The following is an 18,296-nucleotide window of genomic DNA, read 5'->3' as shown; positions in this document are numbered from 1 at the left end:
TTGACGGCGGCGTCTGGCAAAACTTTAGGGTTATTTGAAAATATTTTAAAAAAATCGTGATCTTTTTCGTTGACGCCCCACAAACGTGCATTTTTTCACTGCCTGCCCATGCCAGGAAACACGTTTTTGCGGCGGGGATTTGCTACACTGCCACTTCCGCGTGATACTTTAAGCCTCAAGCAATATCATGCCACCCAGACAAGTATCAATATGAAAGCCACCATGATTTCTCGACATGACTGCAGCGCGCGCGACCTCGATGACCCGCTGGCGCCCCTGCGCCAGCAATTCGACTTGCCGCAAGGCGTGATTTACCTCGACGGCAATTCCCTGGGCGCGCGGCCGAAAGCGGCGCTGGCCCGCGCGCAGCACGTCATCATGGCCGAATGGGGCACCGACCTGATCCGCAGCTGGAATACGGCGGGCTGGTTCGACCTGCCCAAGCGCCTGGGCGACCGCCTGGCCCCGTTGCTGGGCGCCGGCACGGGTGAAGTGGTGATCACCGACACCACCTCCGTCAACCTGTTCAAGGCCCTGGCCGCCGCCCTGCAGATGCAGGCCAGCGATCCCGCGCAGGCCGCGCGCAGAATCATCGTCAGCGAACGCAGCAACTTCCCCACCGACCTGTACATGGCGCAAGGCCTGGCCGCCTGGCTCGACCGCGGCTACCAGCTGCGCCTGGTCGACAGCCCGGACGAACTGGCGCAAGCCATCGACGCCGATTGCGCCGTCGCCATGCTCACGCACGTGAACTACCGCACCGGCTACCAGCACGACATGGCCGCCATCAGCAGCCATTGCCACGCGCAAGGCGCGCTGGCGCTGTGGGATCTGGCCCATTCGGCCGGCGCCGTGCCGTTGGACCTGAACGGCGCCGGCGCCGACCTGGCCGTCGGCTGCACCTATAAGTACCTGAACGGCGGCCCCGGCTCGCCCGCCTTCATCTGGGTGCCGGAAAAACACCAGGCGCGCTTCCGCCAGCCTTTGTCCGGCTGGTGGGGGCACGCCACGCCATTCGCCATGGAGCCCGGCTTCGCGCCAGCCGACGGCATCGCCCGCGCCCTGTGCGGCACGCAGCCGATACTCTCGCTGGCCCTGGTCGAATGCGGCCTCGATATCTTTGCGCAAACGAGCATGGAAGCCATCCGCCGCAAGTCGCTGGCCCTGACCGATCTGTTCATCGCGCTGGTGGAACAGCGTTGCGCCAGCCATCCGCTGGGCCTCGTCACGCCGCGCGGGCATGCGCGGCGCGGCAGCCAGGTCAGCTTCACGCACCCGCACGGCTATGCCGTGATGCAGGCGCTGATCGCGCGCGGCGTGATCGGCGACTACCGCGAACCGGCCATCATGCGCTTTGGCTTCACGCCCCTGTACACGAGCTTTGCCGACGTGTGGGATGCCGTGGAAATCCTGCGCGACATCCTCGACACCCAATCCTACGACATCGCCGCCAAGCGCGATGCCGTCACCTGAAGCATCCCATGAGCGACGACAAGAATATGAACAAGGAAAACACCAGCGGCTGCCCCATGCATGCCGGCGCCCAGGATGCGCAGTGGCATGGCGCGCAGATGGATTTCAGCGAATCGATGAGCTACGGCAATTACCTGGCGCTGGACCGCATTCTGACGGCCCAGCATCCGCTGTCGCCGAATCACAACGAAATGCTGTTCATCGTGCAGCACCAGACGAGCGAATTGTGGATGAAGCTGATGCTGCACGAAATGCACGCCGTGCGCGCCAACCTGCAAAGCGGCGACCTCGCGCCCGCTTTCAAGATGCTGGCCCGCGTGGCGCGCATCATGGACCAGCTGGTGCATGCCTGGGACGTGCTGGCCACCATGACGCCGCCCGAATACACGGCCATCCGCCCCTACCTGGGCGCCTCGTCCGGCTTCCAGTCTTATCAGTACCGCGAAATCGAATTCATTTTGGGGAACAAGAACGCGGCCCTGCTCAACGTGCATACGACGGCGCCCGATACCTACAAAGTGCTCGACGCCGCCTTGCGCGCGCCGTCCGTCTACGACGAGTCGATCAAGCTGCTGGCCCGCAGCGGTTTGCCCATCGCCCCCGAGCGCCTGAACGCCGACTGGACCCTGCCGACCAGCGCCGACGCCTCCGTCAAGGCGGCGTGGCTGGAAGTCTACCGCGACCCGTCGAAACACTGGGCCCTGTACGAACTGGCCGAAAAGCTGGTCGACCTGGAAACGGCCTTCCGCTTCTGGCGCTTCCGCCACGTGACGACGGTGGAGCGCATCATCGGCTTCAAGACGGGCACGGGCGGCACGGCGGGCGTCAGCTATTTGCGCAAGATGCTCGACGTGGTATTGTTCCCGGAGCTCTTTGCCCTTCGCACGGAGTTATAACTTTAAGGAGCATCGATGTCGTCTCTCGTCCTGACCCTGGCCGGCCTGTGGAATTCCGGGCCGCAGCACTGGCAAACCCATTGGGAAACACGCCACCCGCAATGGTCGCGCGTGCCGCACCGGGAATGGCAGACGCCGGACAAGGACGAATGGGTGGCGGAACTCGACCGCGCCATCGCCGTCTGCGAGCGCCCGCCCGTGCTGGCGGCGCACAGCCTGGCCTGCACGCTGGTGGCCCATTGGGCGGCCAGCGGTTCGCCGCACAAGATCGCCGGCGCCTTCCTGGTCGCCCCCAGCGATGTGGAAGCGCCCTCCTACCCATCCGGCACGACGGGCTTTGCGCCGATGCCGCTGCAAGCCTTGCCGTTCCCCAGCCTGGTGGTCGCCAGTGGCGATGATCCCTACGTCAGCTTCTCGCGGGCACGCGCGTTTGCCACCGCCTGGGGCAGCGATTTCACCATGATCGGCGACGCCGGCCATATCAATGGCGACGCCGGCTACGGCCCCTGGCCGGACGGTGAACAGCTGCTGCTGGACTTCTGCGCCGCGCACCAGCCCTGAACGGGGCGCGCACGCGCACACGATAGAAGCACCGCTATTTGCCCACAAGGAAGAACGCAGGCAGAATCGTGGCCTTTCCATAGCGGCGCCCCGGCGCCAGCCACACGATGAAACGTCTGCTTCTGCCCTTGCTCCTCTGCTCCGCGCTGGCCCACGGCGCGCCCTTTTATGAAGGCAAGAGCCTCGCCCATCCCGCGATCAGCGCCTCGCAGGACAGCGGCCTCGATATCGCCTTCCTCAAGGAAAAAGAAGGCGTCAATGGCTACTACTGCGAGTGCAAGGGCAGCGGCTCGAAACCCATATTGCTCGACCAGTTCGGCAATGCCGTCATCCGCTCCGTCTTCTACGCCTCGCTGGACCAGGAGACGAACGACAGCGTGCAAACCATGCTGGTGCTGTTCCGTCAGGGCGACAAGAATGGCTTGCGCGCCTACCGCTACGACCGCAGTTCCGGCAAGTACCGGCGCCTGGACGGCTTGCAGCCGGCGTTGAACCGCATCGTGGCGCAAAGCGCCGCGCCCAACGCGGGCCAGGTCAAGGCGGCGCTGGCGAAGCTGGCGCCGATGGACTACAGCGTCGCCCGGGGCAAGAGCGGCAATGCGGAGTTTGACGCCATCGACCATACGCAAGGCACCATCGTCGGCTACTACAGCGATGAGGGCAAGCCCGTGGCGGCTGGCAGCCAGGACGCCATCATCTACAAGAAAACCTTCGGGAAAAAAGGCGAGCGTTTTCTCACCGCCAGCTATACCCTGTACAGCGACGTGGGCGCCGGCATCCTGCCCAATTACCGCCTGTGGCAAGTGACGTGGGAAACGGCGCCGAAGCAGTTTACAGGCAGCCAGGAAGGCCCTTCCGTCATCTACAGCCTGGCCTGGGACGACGGTTCGGTGGTCGAGCGGGGCCAGTACGTGAAGGGCAAGCGCCAGGGCCTGTGGGTGCGCGACGGCATGCACGAAGGCAGCGAAAAAGGCCATTTCGTCAACGGCCTGCAAGAAGGCCTGTGGTCCTTCAACTATCCCAAGCAGAGCGAGAGCGGCATGTACCGGGCCGGCAAGCGCGAAGGCCGCTGGACGGTCGTCAACTATGCCGATGCAGAGGAAGTGACGGGCTTCGACACCTACGCGGGCGGCCAGCTGAACGGCCCGCACGAACGCAGCATGGGCGGCAAGCTGCAAACGCGCGGCAACTACGTCAACGGCGCGCGCCATGGCGCGTGGATCACGGAAGACGGTGACGGCAGCTTCATCGAAGGCTTGCGCGACGGGCCGTGGAAGCTCAAGCTCAAGGACAAGGCCACGCAAAGCGTCACTTACGTGCAAGGCAAAAAACAGGGCGAGGCCCTCGACAAGGATGCGCAAGGCGCGCTGCGCGTGCGCGACCATTACCAGGCGGGCGTGCTCGATGGCAGCCGCACGCGCTACCTGGGCCCGGCCGGCAAGGAATACGCGGTCTACACGGCCTCCTACCGCAGCGGCCAGCTCGATGGGCGCGAACAGGCGTTCGACGACAGCGGCAAGATCCTGCGTCTCGACACCTTGTGGGACATGGGCAAGAAGCAGGGCCTGGACGCGCGCTACTACCCGAACGGCAAGCCGGAGCGCCTGGCCGTCATCGACCAGGGCCGCCTGCTCACGCACCTGCGCGAGTACTATGAGGATGGCAAGCTGTTCAACGACATCCACCGCTGCACCTTCAAGGAGTACGGCAGCACGCGCGACGACGTATGCGAGTACCACCACATGTACTACCCGGACGGCAAGCCGCAGTATTACTACGCCTTCCAGTTTGGCCAGCGCCAGGAAGGCTATTCGAACTACCCGAACGGCAAGCTCAAGGACGAACTGCTGGTCGACCGCGCCGCCGACACCTCCGTCCTCAACGTCTATTACGAAAACGGCCAGCTCAAATGCACGGAGCCGCGCAGCGGCCACAGCACCCGCACGGTCAACGGCGAGACCATGATCAGCTACGCTTCGACCGACCGCGACGGCGACAATATCTGCTACCACCCGAACGGCAAGGTGGCCAGCATCTATACTTTCCGCAAGCGCGTGCTCGTGGAGTGCGGCAAGCGCTACGACGACACGGGCAAGCAGACGTTTCCGGGGCCGGAAGGCTGTCCTCCCCCCAGGAAAGTCGACTATCCGATAGGACTATGATCATGACGCAAGCAACACAGCCGCAGCGCATCCAGAACCCCGGGCGCATCGATGCCGTGGCGATCCGCGCCGCCATCGCGGGCGGTCAGCAGGTGCTGGTGCAGTTCGATACCCTGGGCGAGCCGGAGCCGCTGCTGGCCGACCTCGACGCCCTGGCCGCCACCTGCGGCACGGCGCTGACCATCCGCATCTACGGTTACGACCCGCGGGTGTTCGATGCCCGCATCTTGCGCGCGCTGCCGCATGTGGCCAGCCTGTCCATCGATTGCCACTGGCAAGCCATCCATCTGGAAACCTTGGGCGAGCTGCGCCACCTGAAGCGCCTGAGCCTGGGTGTGTACCAGCTGGCCGAGGCCGACATCCTGCAGCTGGACAATTTGCGCGGCCTCGAATTCCTGTATCTGGGCGAGTCGGCCAAAAACAATATCGACCTGGCGCCCCTGCGCCAGTATGCGCACCTGGCCAGCCTGGCCATCGAGGGCCACCACCAGCATATCGACACCCTGGCCAGCCTGCCGGCGCTGCACGAGCTGTCGCTGTACCGCATCAAGAACAAGGTGCCGCTGGATTTTATTTCGGAGATGGCCCGCCTGGACAGGCTGCTGTTGCAGCTGGGCGGCCGCGAATCGCTCGCGCACATCGAGGCGCCGCTGTTGCGGAAATTGGAAGTGATACGCGTGCGCGGCCTGGAAACACTGGGCGATATCGGCCGTTTCCCGCTGTTGCAGGCCCTATGGGTGGAAGACCAGATCAAGCTGCGGCAGATCGCGCTGGGGCCCAATCCCGCGCTCGAACGCCTGAATCTGCACACCTGCAAGACGCTCGACAGCCTGCCCGGCCTGGCCACGTTGCCCGCCCTGCGCCAGCTGTCGGCATCCGAGACCATGCTCGACATCGACGCCTTGCTGGCGCATGGCTTGCCCGCATCCCTGACGCATGCGCGCCTGCGCACGGGCAGGAAAACACGCGACGACGCCATCGCCGCGCAGCTGGCGCAACTGGGCTACGAACAGGCGCGCCCTTGCTAATATCAGCGGCCGGCCGCCAGCTTGCGCTGCCATAGCGCCACGTCGATCATCACGCCATCCGCGCCCGTGTTGCGGATGTAGACGCGGTAACTGCCCTGCCCCATGTCGCCATCGAGGTAAGCCGTGCGCTCGTTGCGTTGCAGCCTGGCGCCCTTGGCCACCCGGCGATAGCGCTCCACCACCGTATCGAAACTGGCATAGCTGCGCAGCGCCACTTCCAGGTCGCGCGGCGGGCGGCCTTCGGCATGGTCCAGTACATTGTTCTGCTTCTTGCCCTTCAAGGTAAGCGGATAGGCAAACACGCCGGCGCCGGCCGACGTCAACACCGTGGACTTATCGAGCAGCAGCGGCAGCAGCGCCGGCGGATACGCGGGCGGCAGCTGGGCGCGATTCCAGCCCGGCAGGGCCGGTTGCGCCAGCACATATTCGACGCTGGCGATCCTCTGCCCATCGGCGCCCGCTTCCTTGTCGCCCGCGATCAGCGCCAGCATGGGCGGCAATTGCCGGGCCCAGGCCAGCAAGGGTGCCGCATCCCCGACCAGCATGCCCTTGCGGTGGAATACCGTCAGCACCGCATTCGGATCGGGATTGCAGACTTTCGCCAGCGGCTGGCCCTCCAGGTGGCAATGCCCGTTGACCAGGCCAAAGGCGATGATGGCGCCGCGCTTGTCGAGCAACATGGCGCCCCGCTCACGGCCCTGCTTGCGGTCATTCATCGACGCCAGCAACTGGCGGCCATCGGCCAGCACGGTACGCGTGGCGTCGCGCTTTTCGCTGATCGCTTCGAGCGCCTGCGCCAGCAGCAGTTCATCGTCTTCCGTGTAGCTGCCGCGCGCGTAACCGAAGAAATCGAACAGGGCCGCGCGCACTTGCGGGTCTTCGCTCAATCGCGGCAAGGGACCGCCGGCCAGCAGTGAGGACAGGCTTTTCCCGGCCGGCGCCGAAGGTGCCGCCGTGGCGCAGGCAGGCTGGGAAAGGACGCAGGACGCTGCCAGCAAGGCGCCGCCCAGGGTACGGTAATTCGAAAAAATGATATGCATGATTCTGTCTGTCGGGGATTTGGCCGCTCTTACGGCCACGCATGGCGCGCTGGCGATTCTAGCATGGCGCCAGCGCCCATGCCGTGCCGCTGGCGGACAGTGCATATGCCGGCGCGGCTGCTATGATGGCCGCAATGACGACTCCCACCCACGCCTCGCCCCTGCTTGTCCTCCTGCCCGGCATGGATGGCACAGCCCGGCTATTCCACCGTTTTGACGCCGCCTTGCGCGCGCAGGCCGCCATCGACACCCTGGCCATCGCCTATCCGGCTGCACCGCTCGATTACGCGGCGCTGGAAGCATTCGTGCGCGAGCGCTTGCCGCAAGACCGCCCTTTCGTCGTGCTGGCCGAATCGTTTTCCGGACCGCTGGGGGCAGCCCTGCGCGCCGATCCGCCGCCCGGCATGCGCGCCCTGATCCTGTGCTGTTCATTCGTGCGCAATCCGCGTCCGATGCTGGCGCCGCTGCGCCACCTGCTCGGCCTTGTGCCCTTTGGCGCCATGCCCGGCTTCGCCCTGCGCCAGGCGCTGCTGGCGCCCTGCTCCACGCCGGAATTGCAGGATGAACTGGCAGCGGCGCTGGCGCAAGTGCCGCCCAGCGTACTGCGCCAGCGCCTGCGCGCCGTGCTGGAAACCGACGCCTCGCGCAGCTTCGCGCGCGGCAGCCTGCCCGTGCTGTATCTGCGCGCGCGCCACGACCGCCTGGTGCCGCCGGCGAACGCCCTGCAGATACTGCTGCAGGCGCCCGGCGCGCAACTGGCCGACATCGCTGCGCCGCACATGCTGCTGCAGGCGGCGCCGGAAGCGGCAGCCAGCGCCGTCACCGCTTTTCTTGATGGCCTGTCAGCCGCGCAGGTATCCGCTTAAACGCGCGCTGGCCAGCACGGCCAGCCAGCTCAAGCCGCCCGCCAGCGCGCTGAAGTAGATTGCCCGCAGCGGATGCTGGGGCAACAGATACGCGAGCACGGCCGCGCCCAGCAAGCCGCACAGCGCCGGCTTCCACCTGCCGGGCGGCAACAGCGCCAGCAGCAGATTCGTCCCCGCATACACGTAAAACACGAGCAGCAAGGCCAGGCCGCCGGCCACGCCGCGCGAGCCGAGGCTGCCGAACAGCTGCGTGTACAGAAAAAATCCCAGCCAGCTCAACACAATAAACAGCAGGCAGCCCAGCGCGTGCGCGCCCAGGCCCGCCACCAGGCGGTTTTTCATGGTTGCCTGAGTACGGGAACGAAGCGGTGGCCGCAGGCATGGCACATGAAGGTACGCGCATATTTGTCCTGCATGGCGGCGGCATCCTTGTCCCAATTGGCGATGAAGGCCGTTTGCGACCAGGCGATGGAGACGACGCCCCCTGCCACGAATATCCAGAACAGGCCATTTGCGCCGGCCTGGTAAAAGACGACGGCGGCGATGACGAAAGCGATGACGCCCAACACGATCAGTCCTACCTTCTGGCCCGCCTGCATCGCCGGCCTGGCGGCCTGGCGCGACAACAAGGTCTGGCTGCGCGTATGCGCATGGCCGTGGATGAAATCACCATCGATCCTGCCCGACATATGGGTCGATGTGCCGGAAATGCCGGAGGCATGCACCATGGAGAGGCGTTGAACGTTGGAACTGTCACATGCAGGGCAATGCGCCATTGCTATTTCCACAAAATAAAATAATCGCGCACTGTAGCATAAAAAAAAGCCGGCCCTTTCACGCAGAAAGGGCCGGCTTGATTACGTCGACAGCAAGGCGTTTACTTCGCCGTATTGAGCAGCAATTCGTTCAGGCGTTTCACGAAACTGGCAGGGTCGGCCAGCGAACCGCCTTCGGCCAGCATGGCCTGGTCGAACAGGATGTTGGCCCAGTCGCCGAACTTGCCGCCTTCCGCGTCTTCATACTTCAGACGCGTCACCAGCGGGTGGTTCGGGTTGATTTCCAAAATCGGCTTCGATTCCGGCGCGTTCTGGCCCGCCGCCTTGAGCATGCGCAGCAGGTTGCCCGACAATTCGTTCTCATCGGCCACCAGGCAGGCTGGCGAATCGGTCAGACGGAACGTGACGCGCACGTCCTTGGCCTTGTCGGCCAGCACAGTCTTCATCTTGCCTACCAGGTCGGCGTACGAGGTTTCCGTTTCTTCGTGCTCTTTCTTTTCCGCTTCGTCTTCCAGCGCGCCCAGATCCAGGCCGCCCTTGGCGACGGAGACCAGTTCCTTGCCTTCGAAGTCCTGGATAAACGACAGCATCCATTCATCGACGCGATCCGTCAACAGCAGCACTTCGACGCCCTTCTTGCGGAAGATTTCCAGGTGCGGGCTGTTCTTGGCGGCAGCGTAGTTGTCGGCCGTGACGTAGTAAATCTTGTCCTGGCCTTCCTTCATGCGCGCCACGTAATCGGCGAACGAGGTGATTTGTTCATCGCTGTCGTTGGCGGTCGACGCAAAGCGCAGCAGCTTGGCCAGACGTTCCTTGTTGGCCGCGTCTTCGCCGATGCCCTCTTTCAGCACCTGGCCGAATTCCTTCCAGAAGACGGCGTACTTGTCCTTCTTGTCCTGCTCGTCCGCGTTCGCCAGTTCTTCCAGCATGCCCAGCACGCGCTTGGTCGAGCCTTCGCGGATCACCTTGACGTCGCGCGACTCCTGCAGGATTTCACGCGATACGTTCAGCGGCAGATCGGCCGAGTCGATCACCCCGCGCACGAATCGCAGGTAGGTCGGCATCAGCTGCTCGGCATCGTCCATGATGAAGACGCGCTTGACGTACAGCTTGATGCCGCCGCGCTTGTTGCGGTCCCACATGTCGAACGGCGCCTTGGCCGGGATGTACAGCAGCTGCGTATATTCGCTGCGCCCTTCCACGCGGTTGTGCGTATGCGTGAGCGGCGACTGGAAGTCGTGCGACACGTGCTTGTAGAATTCGTCGTACTGTTCCGGCGTGATGTCGGCCTTGTTGCGGGCCCACAGGGCGCTGGCCTGATTGACGGTTTCGAATTCGTCTTTCAGGACGGTTTCCTTTTTCTCGTCGTCCCACTCTTCTTTCTGCATCACGATCGGCAGCGAGATATGGTCCGAGTATTTGCGGATGATGGACTTGATCTTCCAGCTCGACAGCAATTCGTCCTCGCCTTCGCGCAAGTGCAGGATGATGTCCGTGCCACGGCCCGTTTTTTCGATGGTCTCGATGCTGTAATCGCCTTCGCCGGCCGATTCCCAGCGCACGCCTTCAGAGGCGTCCGCGCCGGCGCGGCGCGTTTCGACGGTGATCTTGTCGGCGACGATGAAGCCCGAATAGAAGCCCACGCCGAACTGGCCGATCAGGGCTGCGTCCTGCTGCTGGTCGCCCGACAGCTTGCCGAAGAATTCCTTGGTGCCCGACTTGGCGATGGTGCCCAGGTGCGAGATCGCCTCGTCACGGGTCATGCCGATGCCGTTGTCGGAAATGGTGATGGTACGCGCATCCTTGTCGAAGCTGACCTTGATCTTCAATTCGTGATCGTTGCCGTACAGGGCGTCGTTATCGATCGCCTCGAAGCGCAATTTGTCGGCCGCGTCGGACGCGTTCGAGATCAATTCGCGCAGGAAGATTTCCTTGTTCGAGTACAGGGAATGGATCATCAGGTGCAGCATTTGCTTCACTTCGGTCTGAAAACCCAGGGTTTGCTTTTCGGAGACAGCCATTTTTACCTCATAGTCTTGTGGATGGACGGATTCTACCGAGTTGGGGATGGTACAAGCGATTTCAAGAGCCCCCTGCAAATGTGCTGTTTTACCCCAGTGTGCGGCCGAAAAACGCCCAGATGCGCTCATCCTGCACCGTGGCCAGGTTCAGGCGCATGCGCGTCGACGGCAGCTGGCGCGGGGAAAACAGGCTGCCCGGCGCCAGCACCAGGCCTTCGGCCAGCGCTTTTTCGGCCAAGACATTCGTGTCGCAGCCCGCATCGGCCCACACGAACATGCCCGCCGATGCCGGCTCGAAGCGCAAGCCCGCCTGTTCGACCTTGCGGTAGGTACCCTCGCGCACCTTGTCGAGCCGCGCGCGCAGGCGCTCCGCATGCTTGCGGTACAGCCCTTGCGAGAGGATTTTATACACGACCCTTTCGCCGATGTCGCTGGTGGTGAGGGTAGCCAGCATCTTGCGGTCGGCCAGGCGCTGCGCCCGTTCCGGGGACGTGGCGATGAAGCCCACGCGCAGGTTCGCCGCCAGGCTCTTGGAAAAGCCGCCCAGGTAAATCACGCGGCGCAGCTGGTCCAGCGCGGCCAGGCGCGTGGCCGGCTGCACCGCGCCGCCCGGGTGCATGTCGCAATAAATGTCATCTTCGACGATGAGGAAATCATGCTGTTCGGCCAGCCGCAGCACCTGAAAAGCCTTGGCCGCCGACAGCGACGTCGAACTGGGGTTGTGCAGCACCGAGTTGATCACGTACAGCCTGGGGCGATGCAGGGCCGCCAGCTCGGCCAGCACGGCGATATCGGGACCGTCGCCGAGGCGCGGGATGCCGATGACGTGCATGCCCATGGCGGCAAAGGCGCCGAACATCAGCCAGTACGCGGGATCGTCGACGAAAATGGTCTCGCCGGGGCGGGCAAACTCGCGCGCCACCAGGTCCAGCGCCTGCATTACGCCCACCGTGGTGACGATCTGCTCGGGCGGGCAGGCGATTTCCAGCTCCGCCAGCTTCAGCTGCAACTGCTGGCGCAACGGCAGGAAACCCTGCGGCGCGCCATAGCCCAGCAGCAAACTGCCAGGCTGGCGGCTGACGTCGCGCAAGGCGCGCGCCACCAGGTCGCCATCGAGCCATTCGGCGGGCAGCATGCCGGAACCGGGCGCGGGGATGGACGGTGTCTGGCGAAACATGTTACGGATCAACCACACCACGTCCATCGGCTGCGCCACCGCGTCCTGCGCGCCAGCGGGCGGCGCCGGCGTGTTCAGGGGCGAGCGCTCGCGCACGAAAAAGCCGGCGCCGCGCCGCGATTCCAGGTAGCCGCGCGCCACCAGCTTGTCGTAGCTGGCCACCACCGTGGCGCACGACACGTCCAGGCTGGCGGCGCACTGGCGGATCGACGGCATGCGCGCGCCGCCGCGCAGCAGCTTGTCGTCGATGCGCGCCGCCAGCGAGCGCGCGATCTGGTCGATCAGGGTTTCGCCCGAGGCGCGCGACAGCAAGGGCAGGGACGGAGAGGCGAGTGTATTGCTCATATGACCATCACAGTATGTGGAATTATGCGTAAAAGTGTATTTGCACTGTATTGCTATTGCGCCCTAGGATAGCAGTACCGGGCACATTCATCCACCTCTGCCCGCCTTTATCTCACACACCCGCACCAGGACAGCCATGCCATCGCACGCCACCACCTCCTCCAGTCACCCCTTGCGCCTCGGCGCCGACCGCACAGGCCTGTTGCTGGGCTTGATCGCCGTCGCCCTCTTCAGCCTGACCCTGCCCTTTACGCGCATGGCCGTGGCCGAACTCGATCCCACCTTTGTCGCCCTGGGCCGCGCTCTGGTGGCGGCCATGCTGGCCGGCCTGTGGCTGTGGCAGCAGCGCGCGCCCATGCCGCGGCGCGAGCAATGGTTGCCGCTGGCGCTCGTGTCGCTGGGCTGCGTGCTGGGCTTTCCCTGGCTGACGTCGATCGCCATGCGCAGCCTGCCTGCCTCGCACGGCGCCGTGCTGGTGGGCATCCTGCCGCTGGCCACGGCCGTCTTTGCCGTGCTGCGCGGCAAGGAACGTCCATCACCGGGTTTCTGGCTGATGGCCCTGCTCGGCACGGCGCTGGTGGTGGCGTTCGCGCTGCGCCAGGGCGGCGGCAGCTTCCACCTGGCCGACTGGCTGATCTTTGCCGCCGTGCTGCTGGCTGCACTCGGCTATGCGGAAGGGGGACGCCTGGCGCAAGCCATGCCGGGCCAGCACGTGATTTCCTGGGCGCTGCTGCTGGCCGTGCCGTTTGTCTTGCCCGTGGTGCTGTGGAACGCCTGGCCGCAGCGCGCGCTGATGGCGCAGGCCAGCGGCGCAGCTTGGCTGGGCTTTGCCTATATTTCCGTGTTTTCCATGTTTATCGGGTTCTTTTTCTGGTACCGGGGCATGGCGCTGGGCGGCGTGGCGCGCGTGGGACAGACGCAGTTGCTGCAGCCTTTCCTCACCCTGGTGGGCGCGGCGCTGCTGCTGAATGAACCCCTGACGGGGGAAAGCCTGCTGTTTGCCGGCGCCGTGATCGCCGTGGTGGGGATCGGGCGCAAGCTGAAGTAACGCTCCCTGACGCCCATTTGCAACGCCCTTGCGCGTGCGGATGGGCAGAGCGACGTGCAAGCCGTACAATACCGCAGCACCATGGCGACGCCTATCCGGCGCCGCTTGCGCACGCACCGCCACAAGCGGGCCAACAAATCCAGCCGGCGCAGCTCGGCATCTTCTGTGAGACTCGTATGAAAATTGAAAATCCGAATCCGATCCAATGGCGCTTTGCCGAACGCGCGGAACAGCTGCAAAGCTCGTTCATCCGCGAAATCCTGAAGATCACGCAGCGTCCCGAGATCATCTCGTTTGCCGGCGGCCTGCCCTCGCCCGCCACCTTCCCCGTGGAAGAAATGAAGACCGCCTTCGACAAGGTCCTGTCGAACAATGGCAAGGTCGCCCTGCAATACGGCCCGACCGACGGTTACCTGCCGCTGCGCCAGTGGATCGCCGATTCGCTCTCGGGCAATGGCGGCACCATCATGCCGGAACAAGTGCTGATGACGTCCGGCTCGCAACAGGCGCTGGACTTGCTGGGCAAAGTTTTGATCGACGAAGGCAGCAAGGTATTGGTGGAAACCCCCAGCTACCTGGGCGCCCTGCAGGCGTTTTCGGTCTACCGTCCCGAATTCGTTTCCGTCGACACCGATGACGAAGGCCTGGTGCCGTCGTCGATCAATCCCGTCGCCGATGGCGCGCGCCTGCTGTACGCGCTGCCGAACTTCCAGAACCCGACGGGCCGCAGCCTGTCCGTGGCGCGCCGCGTGGAACTGGTGGAAACCTGCGCCCGCCACGGCCTGCCGCTGATCGAGGATGATCCGTACGGCGCCCTGAGCTACAGCGGCGAGCCGTATCCGAAGATGATCAACATGAATCCCGATGGCGTGATATATATGGGCTCGTTCTCGAAAGTGCTCACGCCCGGCATCCGCCTCGGCTACGTGGTGGCGCCGATGCCGCTCGTGCGTCGCCTGGAGCTGGCCAAGCAGGCAGCCGACCTGCACACCTCGCAGCTGACGCAGATGGTCGTGCATGAAGTGATCAAGGATGGCTTCCTGGACCGGCATATCCCCAGCATCCGCAGCCTGTACGGCAACCAGTGCCAGGCCATGCTGTCGGCGCTGGAAGAGCACTTCCCGGCCGGCGTCACGTGGACCAAGCCGGAAGGCGGCATGTTCATCTGGGTCACCCTGCCGAAGCACATCGACGCGATGAAACTGCTCGATGAAGCCATCGCCAACAAGGTCGCCTTCGTGCCAGGCGCGCCGTTCTACGCGAACACGCCGGAAACGCACACCCTGCGCCTGTCATTCGTGACGGTGCCGCCGGAACGCATCCGTGTAGGCATCGCTATCCTCGGCAAACTGATCGCCGCAAAAATGTAACTCGCCTCTTCACGCCCCGCCCGCCGCGGGGCGTGTCCCAGCTGCCCCCTGCGCCAGGGGGGGCACGCGTCTTTTCCGCCTAAAAACCGCCTTCACGATAGCAACTGCGTGTATTTATTCTTAAAAATAGTATAAAAATAATATTTTACCGCGTCGCACAACGTCGATTTTTTCACCCAAAAAATTAGCAAAGCGGTATGATTTGACCGCTGTATCCGATTTGAATCCGGTCAGCATCACCGACAGCGGCAAACGCTGGCAGCGCAGAGTACATCGAGAAGGCCGGAAGCAATGAGTTCAGGCAGTGTGGATTATTCCCAGCGGCGCGACGCCGCCATTTTGATTGTCGACGATGCGCCGGCCAACCTTGAGGTGCTGCGCAAGCTGATGAGCGAACAAGGTTATCAAACCTATGTCGCCACGTCCGGCGAACGGGCGCTGGCGATCGCCCAGCGCGCGCGCCCCGACCTGATCCTGCTCGACGTGCTGATGCCGGACATGGACGGCATCGAAACGTGCCGCCGCCTCAAGCAGCACCCGCTGACGCAGGGCATCCCCGTCATCTTCATGAGCGCCAAGACGGAAACGGAAGACGTGGTGGCCGGCTTCGACTGCGGCGCCGTCGATTACATCAGCAAGCCGCTGCGCATGGCAGAAGTGTGCGCGCGCGTGCGCGCCCAGCTGCAAATCCGCAGCAACAATGAAACCCAGCAGGAACAGGCCGAGCGCCTGCGCACCATCGTCAACAACATGGCCGAGGGCTTGCTGATCATCGAGGCGGACGGCCGTATCCAGTACACCAATCCGGCCTGCGACCAGTACCTGGGCTACCGCGAAAACGAACTGGCAGGGCGCTCCATCGGCGAGCTGCTCAGCCCCCTGGTGACGCAGGAATACCTCGATTACTTCGCCATGCACGCGGCCAATCCGGAAAAAGCGCACAACCACGGCACGCGCGAAGTGGCGATCCGCCACCGCAACGGCGAGGCGCTGAGCATGGACCTGACGCTGACGCCCATGTACCTGCGCCAGCCCCTGTATATCGGCCTGCTGCACGACATCACGCACCACAAGCAGTCGGAAGACGCCTTGCAGCGCGCCGCCTACCTCGACCCGCTGACGCAGATCGCCAACCGCCGGCATTTCGACAGCTTCCTGGAAAAGGAATGGCAGCGCGCCGTGCGCGGCGGCGGCGTCCTGTCGCTGGTGGTGCTCGACGTCGACCACTTCAAGCTGTACAACGACAGCCTGGGCCATCCGGCCGGCGACAGCTGCCTGCAGCAGGTGGCGCAAGCCATCGCCTCGCACGCCGCACGCCCGGGCGACCTGGCGGCCCGCTACGGCGGCGAGGAATTCGTCCTGCTGTTCGCCGACACGGATGCCGAAGGCGCCCTGCACCTGGCCGCAGCCATCCGCACGCACATCGAGGCACTGCAACTGCCGCACCCGCGATCGGTCACCTCGCCGTGGATCACCGTCAGCATCGGCGTGGCGACGATCCGCCCGCACCAGCTGGACAACCGCGAAGCGCTGTTCGTCGCCGCCGACCGCGCCCTGTACGTGGCCAAGGAAGGGGGCCGCAACCAGGTGCGCGTCACGCAATCGGGCAGCGCGGCCTGGGAAACGGTCAAGGCGCTCGTTCAGCGCTAGCCGGTCACTTTTCAGGATAGCCGGTGATGTCGGCGATTTCACGGTACAGGGGCTGCAGCCGCGCATACATCTTCTGGTACACGCGCCGGTACAGTTTTTCATAGACCTTGCTGTGCCCGGGATGCGGCTGGAATACCTTGCCCTTGCGCGTCATCGCTTGCACGGCGGCGGGAAAATCCGCATGCCAGCCCAGGCCCACGGCGGCGGCGATGGCCGCGCCGAGGCCCGAACTTTCATACACGTGGGCGCGCGCGGCCGGCAAGCCGAAGATGTCCGCCGTCAGCTGCATGGCGGCGTCGCTTTGCGAACCGCCTCCCGCGATGCGCAGCTCCGTAATCGCAATGCCGCTGCGCCGCTCGATGCGCTCCTTGCCTTCGCGCAGCGCATACGCGAGACCTTCGAGGATGGCGCGGTAAATGTGCGCGCGCGTGTGCACGTCGCCAAAGCCGATCATCGCACCCTTCGCTTCCGGGCCCGGCACCTTGATGCCGGGACTCCAGTACGGCTGCAGCATCAGGCCCATGGAGCCGGGCGGCACGGCGTCGACCAGGCGGTCGAACAGCGCTTCGGCGGACAGGCCGGTGCCGTCTTCGGCCGCGGCCGCCCGTTCGCGGTCGCCGAACTGCTCCTTGAACCAGTTGACCATCCAGTAGCCGCGGAATATCTGCACTTCCGTGCTGTAGGCGCCCGGCATGGCGGCCGGATACGGCGGAATGAAGCGCGTCACTTCCACGTACTTGCGGTTAGTCGTGTTGATGGTGGCCGTGGTGCCGTAGCTCAGGCACGCCACGTGCGGTTCGACACAGCCGGCGCCCAGCACTTCGCACGCCTTGTCGGCGGCCGCCGCCAGCAAGGGCGTGCCCTCCGGGATGCCCGTCGCCGCGGCGGCGGTTGCCGTGATGGCGCCCATGCGCGTGCCGGGCGTTACCAGCTCGGGCAGCATCGAGGGCTTGACAGCAAGGGCCTGCCATTTCCAGTCGAAACGCCCGGCCCACGCATGGCGCTTGTAGTCGAAGGGAATATACGCCACTTGCGACCCGGTCGAATCGACGTAGCGCCCGCAGAGGCGGTGGTTCAGAAAGCCCGACAGCAGCAGGAATTTGTGCGTGCGGCGCCAGATATCGGGCTGGTGCGCGCTGATCCAGTTGATCTCGGCCTCGCGGCGAAAGTACGTAATCGTGCCATCGAGGCGCGTGGCGCGGAAGGCGGCGCGCCACCATGGCGCCAACTGGGGGATATCGCGCGTGCTGCGCTGGTCCAGCCAGGTGATGGCAGGCCGCAACGGTGCGCCATGTTCATCCACGTTGACCACCGTGCCGCGCTGCGTGGTGACGGCCACGCCTGCGACCGACGATTTATTGATGTCCGTGCTGCGCCACAGCTGCTGGCACGCTTCGCACACGGCTTGCCAGTAGCCGTCGGCGTCGTGCTCGGCCCAGCCGGGGTGCTCCGAGTAATACGCTTCCAGGAACACTTGCGCCTTCGCCGCCAGCTTGCCGTCCCGGTCGAACAGCAGCGCGCGCACGCTTTGCGTGCCATTGTCGATGGAGAGGATATACGGGCCAGCGCCCGCTAAGGAGGCCATGGCTTACGCCACACTGGCCAGCGCGGCGCGCAGCGCCTGCAGCAGCGCCTGCGGATCTTTTTCCGGCTGCGCGCTGAAGACAGGCGCGTCCCAATCCTGCCCCCGCACGGCCACCACGCGCAAGCGTCCCTGTGCATTCCAGGCCGGATACCAGCCCACGTCGACGATGTCGCCATTCGCGCACGTGATTTGCAGCAGGTCTTCGCCCAAGTCGTCGACTAGGACGTCCACGCTCTGGCGCAAGTCCAGCGGCGACAGGCTGTCGTAGGTGATGCGGGCGTCGCCCAGCGCCAGGGGC

Annotated in this window: 16 protein-coding genes; 9 read left to right on the top strand and 7 right to left on the bottom strand. The window is 64.6% G+C overall.

What is annotated here, in order from left to right; all coding sequences use genetic code 11:
- The first annotated feature begins 222 nt into the window (after positions 1 to 222).
- From kynU to SJI03_RS17900, 5 genes are all read left to right on the top strand, one after another.
- Positions 223 to 1,473, top strand: coding sequence for a kynureninase (gene kynU, locus SJI03_RS17920; protein WP_322428090.1), 1,251 nt, complete (start codon positions 223 to 225; stop codon positions 1,471 to 1,473).
- Between the two features lie 8 nt (positions 1,474 to 1,481).
- The gene (gene kynA / locus SJI03_RS17915; RefSeq protein ID WP_416208763.1) at positions 1,482 to 2,369 is read left to right on the top strand and encodes a tryptophan 2,3-dioxygenase; all 888 of its coding nucleotides are present in this window, start codon (positions 1,482 to 1,484) and stop codon (positions 2,367 to 2,369) included.
- Between the two features lie 15 nt (positions 2,370 to 2,384).
- Positions 2,385 to 2,930, top strand: a complete 546-nt coding sequence (locus SJI03_RS17910) for an RBBP9/YdeN family alpha/beta hydrolase (RefSeq protein ID WP_099380611.1) — start codon at positions 2,385 to 2,387, stop codon at positions 2,928 to 2,930.
- A gap of 107 nt (positions 2,931 to 3,037) precedes the next feature.
- Entirely contained in the window at positions 3,038 to 5,092 is a 2,055-nt protein-coding gene (locus SJI03_RS17905; RefSeq protein WP_322428089.1) for a hypothetical protein, read from the top strand.
- A 2-nt stretch (positions 5,093 to 5,094) separates the two neighbouring features.
- The gene (locus SJI03_RS17900; protein WP_322428088.1) at positions 5,095 to 6,120 is read left to right on the top strand and encodes a hypothetical protein; all 1,026 of its coding nucleotides are present in this window, start codon (positions 5,095 to 5,097) and stop codon (positions 6,118 to 6,120) included.
- Between the two features lie 2 nt (positions 6,121 to 6,122).
- On the opposite strand, the gene SJI03_RS17895 is transcribed toward SJI03_RS17900, so the two are convergent.
- Positions 6,123 to 7,160, bottom strand: coding sequence for a hypothetical protein (locus SJI03_RS17895; RefSeq protein WP_322428087.1), 1,038 nt, complete (start codon positions 7,158 to 7,160; stop codon positions 6,123 to 6,125).
- Between the two features lie 134 nt (positions 7,161 to 7,294).
- Here SJI03_RS17895 and SJI03_RS17890 point away from each other — a divergent pair, with 134 nt between their 5' ends.
- The gene (locus SJI03_RS17890; protein WP_322428086.1) at positions 7,295 to 8,026 is read left to right on the top strand and encodes an alpha/beta fold hydrolase; all 732 of its coding nucleotides are present in this window, start codon (positions 7,295 to 7,297) and stop codon (positions 8,024 to 8,026) included.
- Here SJI03_RS17890 and SJI03_RS17885 read toward each other — a convergent pair.
- The 4 genes from SJI03_RS17885 to SJI03_RS17870 form a co-directional block, all read right to left on the bottom strand.
- A complete protein-coding gene (locus SJI03_RS17885) occupies positions 8,003 to 8,368 on the bottom strand; it encodes a hypothetical protein (RefSeq protein WP_322428085.1) in 366 nt (121 codons plus the stop codon). The genes SJI03_RS17890 and SJI03_RS17885 overlap by 24 nt on opposite strands.
- Positions 8,365 to 8,754, bottom strand: coding sequence for a hypothetical protein (locus tag SJI03_RS17880; RefSeq protein ID WP_099380606.1), 390 nt, complete (start codon positions 8,752 to 8,754; stop codon positions 8,365 to 8,367). Before SJI03_RS17880 ends, SJI03_RS17885 begins: the two co-directional genes overlap by 4 nt.
- Before the next feature lie 149 nt (positions 8,755 to 8,903).
- Positions 8,904 to 10,823, bottom strand: a complete 1,920-nt coding sequence (htpG, locus tag SJI03_RS17875) for a molecular chaperone HtpG (RefSeq protein WP_322428084.1) — start codon at positions 10,821 to 10,823, stop codon at positions 8,904 to 8,906.
- 88 nt (positions 10,824 to 10,911) lie between these two features.
- The gene (locus SJI03_RS17870) at positions 10,912 to 12,345 is read right to left on the bottom strand and encodes a PLP-dependent aminotransferase family protein (RefSeq protein ID WP_322428083.1); all 1,434 of its coding nucleotides are present in this window, start codon (positions 12,343 to 12,345) and stop codon (positions 10,912 to 10,914) included.
- Between the two features lie 136 nt (positions 12,346 to 12,481).
- On the opposite strand from SJI03_RS17870, the gene SJI03_RS17865 reads away from it, so the two are divergent.
- The 3 genes from SJI03_RS17865 to SJI03_RS17855 all read left to right on the top strand — a co-directional run bounded on the left by SJI03_RS17865 (position 12,482) and on the right by SJI03_RS17855 (position 16,413).
- Positions 12,482 to 13,393 (top strand): DMT family transporter, encoded by a 912-nt coding sequence (locus SJI03_RS17865; RefSeq protein ID WP_322428082.1) that lies wholly within the window; start codon positions 12,482 to 12,484, stop codon positions 13,391 to 13,393.
- 176 nt (positions 13,394 to 13,569) lie between these two features.
- Positions 13,570 to 14,763, top strand: a complete 1,194-nt coding sequence (locus tag SJI03_RS17860; RefSeq protein WP_035826548.1) for a PLP-dependent aminotransferase family protein — start codon at positions 13,570 to 13,572, stop codon at positions 14,761 to 14,763.
- Positions 14,764 to 15,054: 291 nt separating this feature from the next.
- Entirely contained in the window at positions 15,055 to 16,413 is a 1,359-nt protein-coding gene (locus SJI03_RS17855; RefSeq protein ID WP_099380601.1) for a diguanylate cyclase, read from the top strand.
- A 4-nt stretch (positions 16,414 to 16,417) separates the two neighbouring features.
- Here SJI03_RS17855 and SJI03_RS17850 read toward each other — a convergent pair whose 3' ends face one another.
- Positions 16,418 to 17,998 carry an FGGY-family carbohydrate kinase gene (locus tag SJI03_RS17850; protein WP_322428081.1) on the bottom strand — a complete coding sequence of 527 codons (1,581 nt, stop codon included), beginning with the start codon at positions 17,996 to 17,998 and terminating at the stop codon, positions 16,418 to 16,420.
- Positions 17,999 to 18,001: 3 nt separating this feature from the next.
- Positions 18,002 to 18,229 (bottom strand): hypothetical protein, encoded by a 228-nt coding sequence (locus tag SJI03_RS17845; RefSeq protein ID WP_322428080.1) that lies wholly within the window; start codon positions 18,227 to 18,229, stop codon positions 18,002 to 18,004.
- Positions 18,230 to 18,296 lie beyond the last annotated feature (67 nt).

This window comes from Janthinobacterium sp. GMG1, from assembly GCF_034427795.1.
Taxonomy (GTDB): domain Bacteria; phylum Pseudomonadota; class Gammaproteobacteria; order Burkholderiales; family Burkholderiaceae_D; genus Janthinobacterium.
Note: the sequence above shows the minus strand (reverse complement) of the source record. Positions and strands in the feature narration are given on the sequence as shown.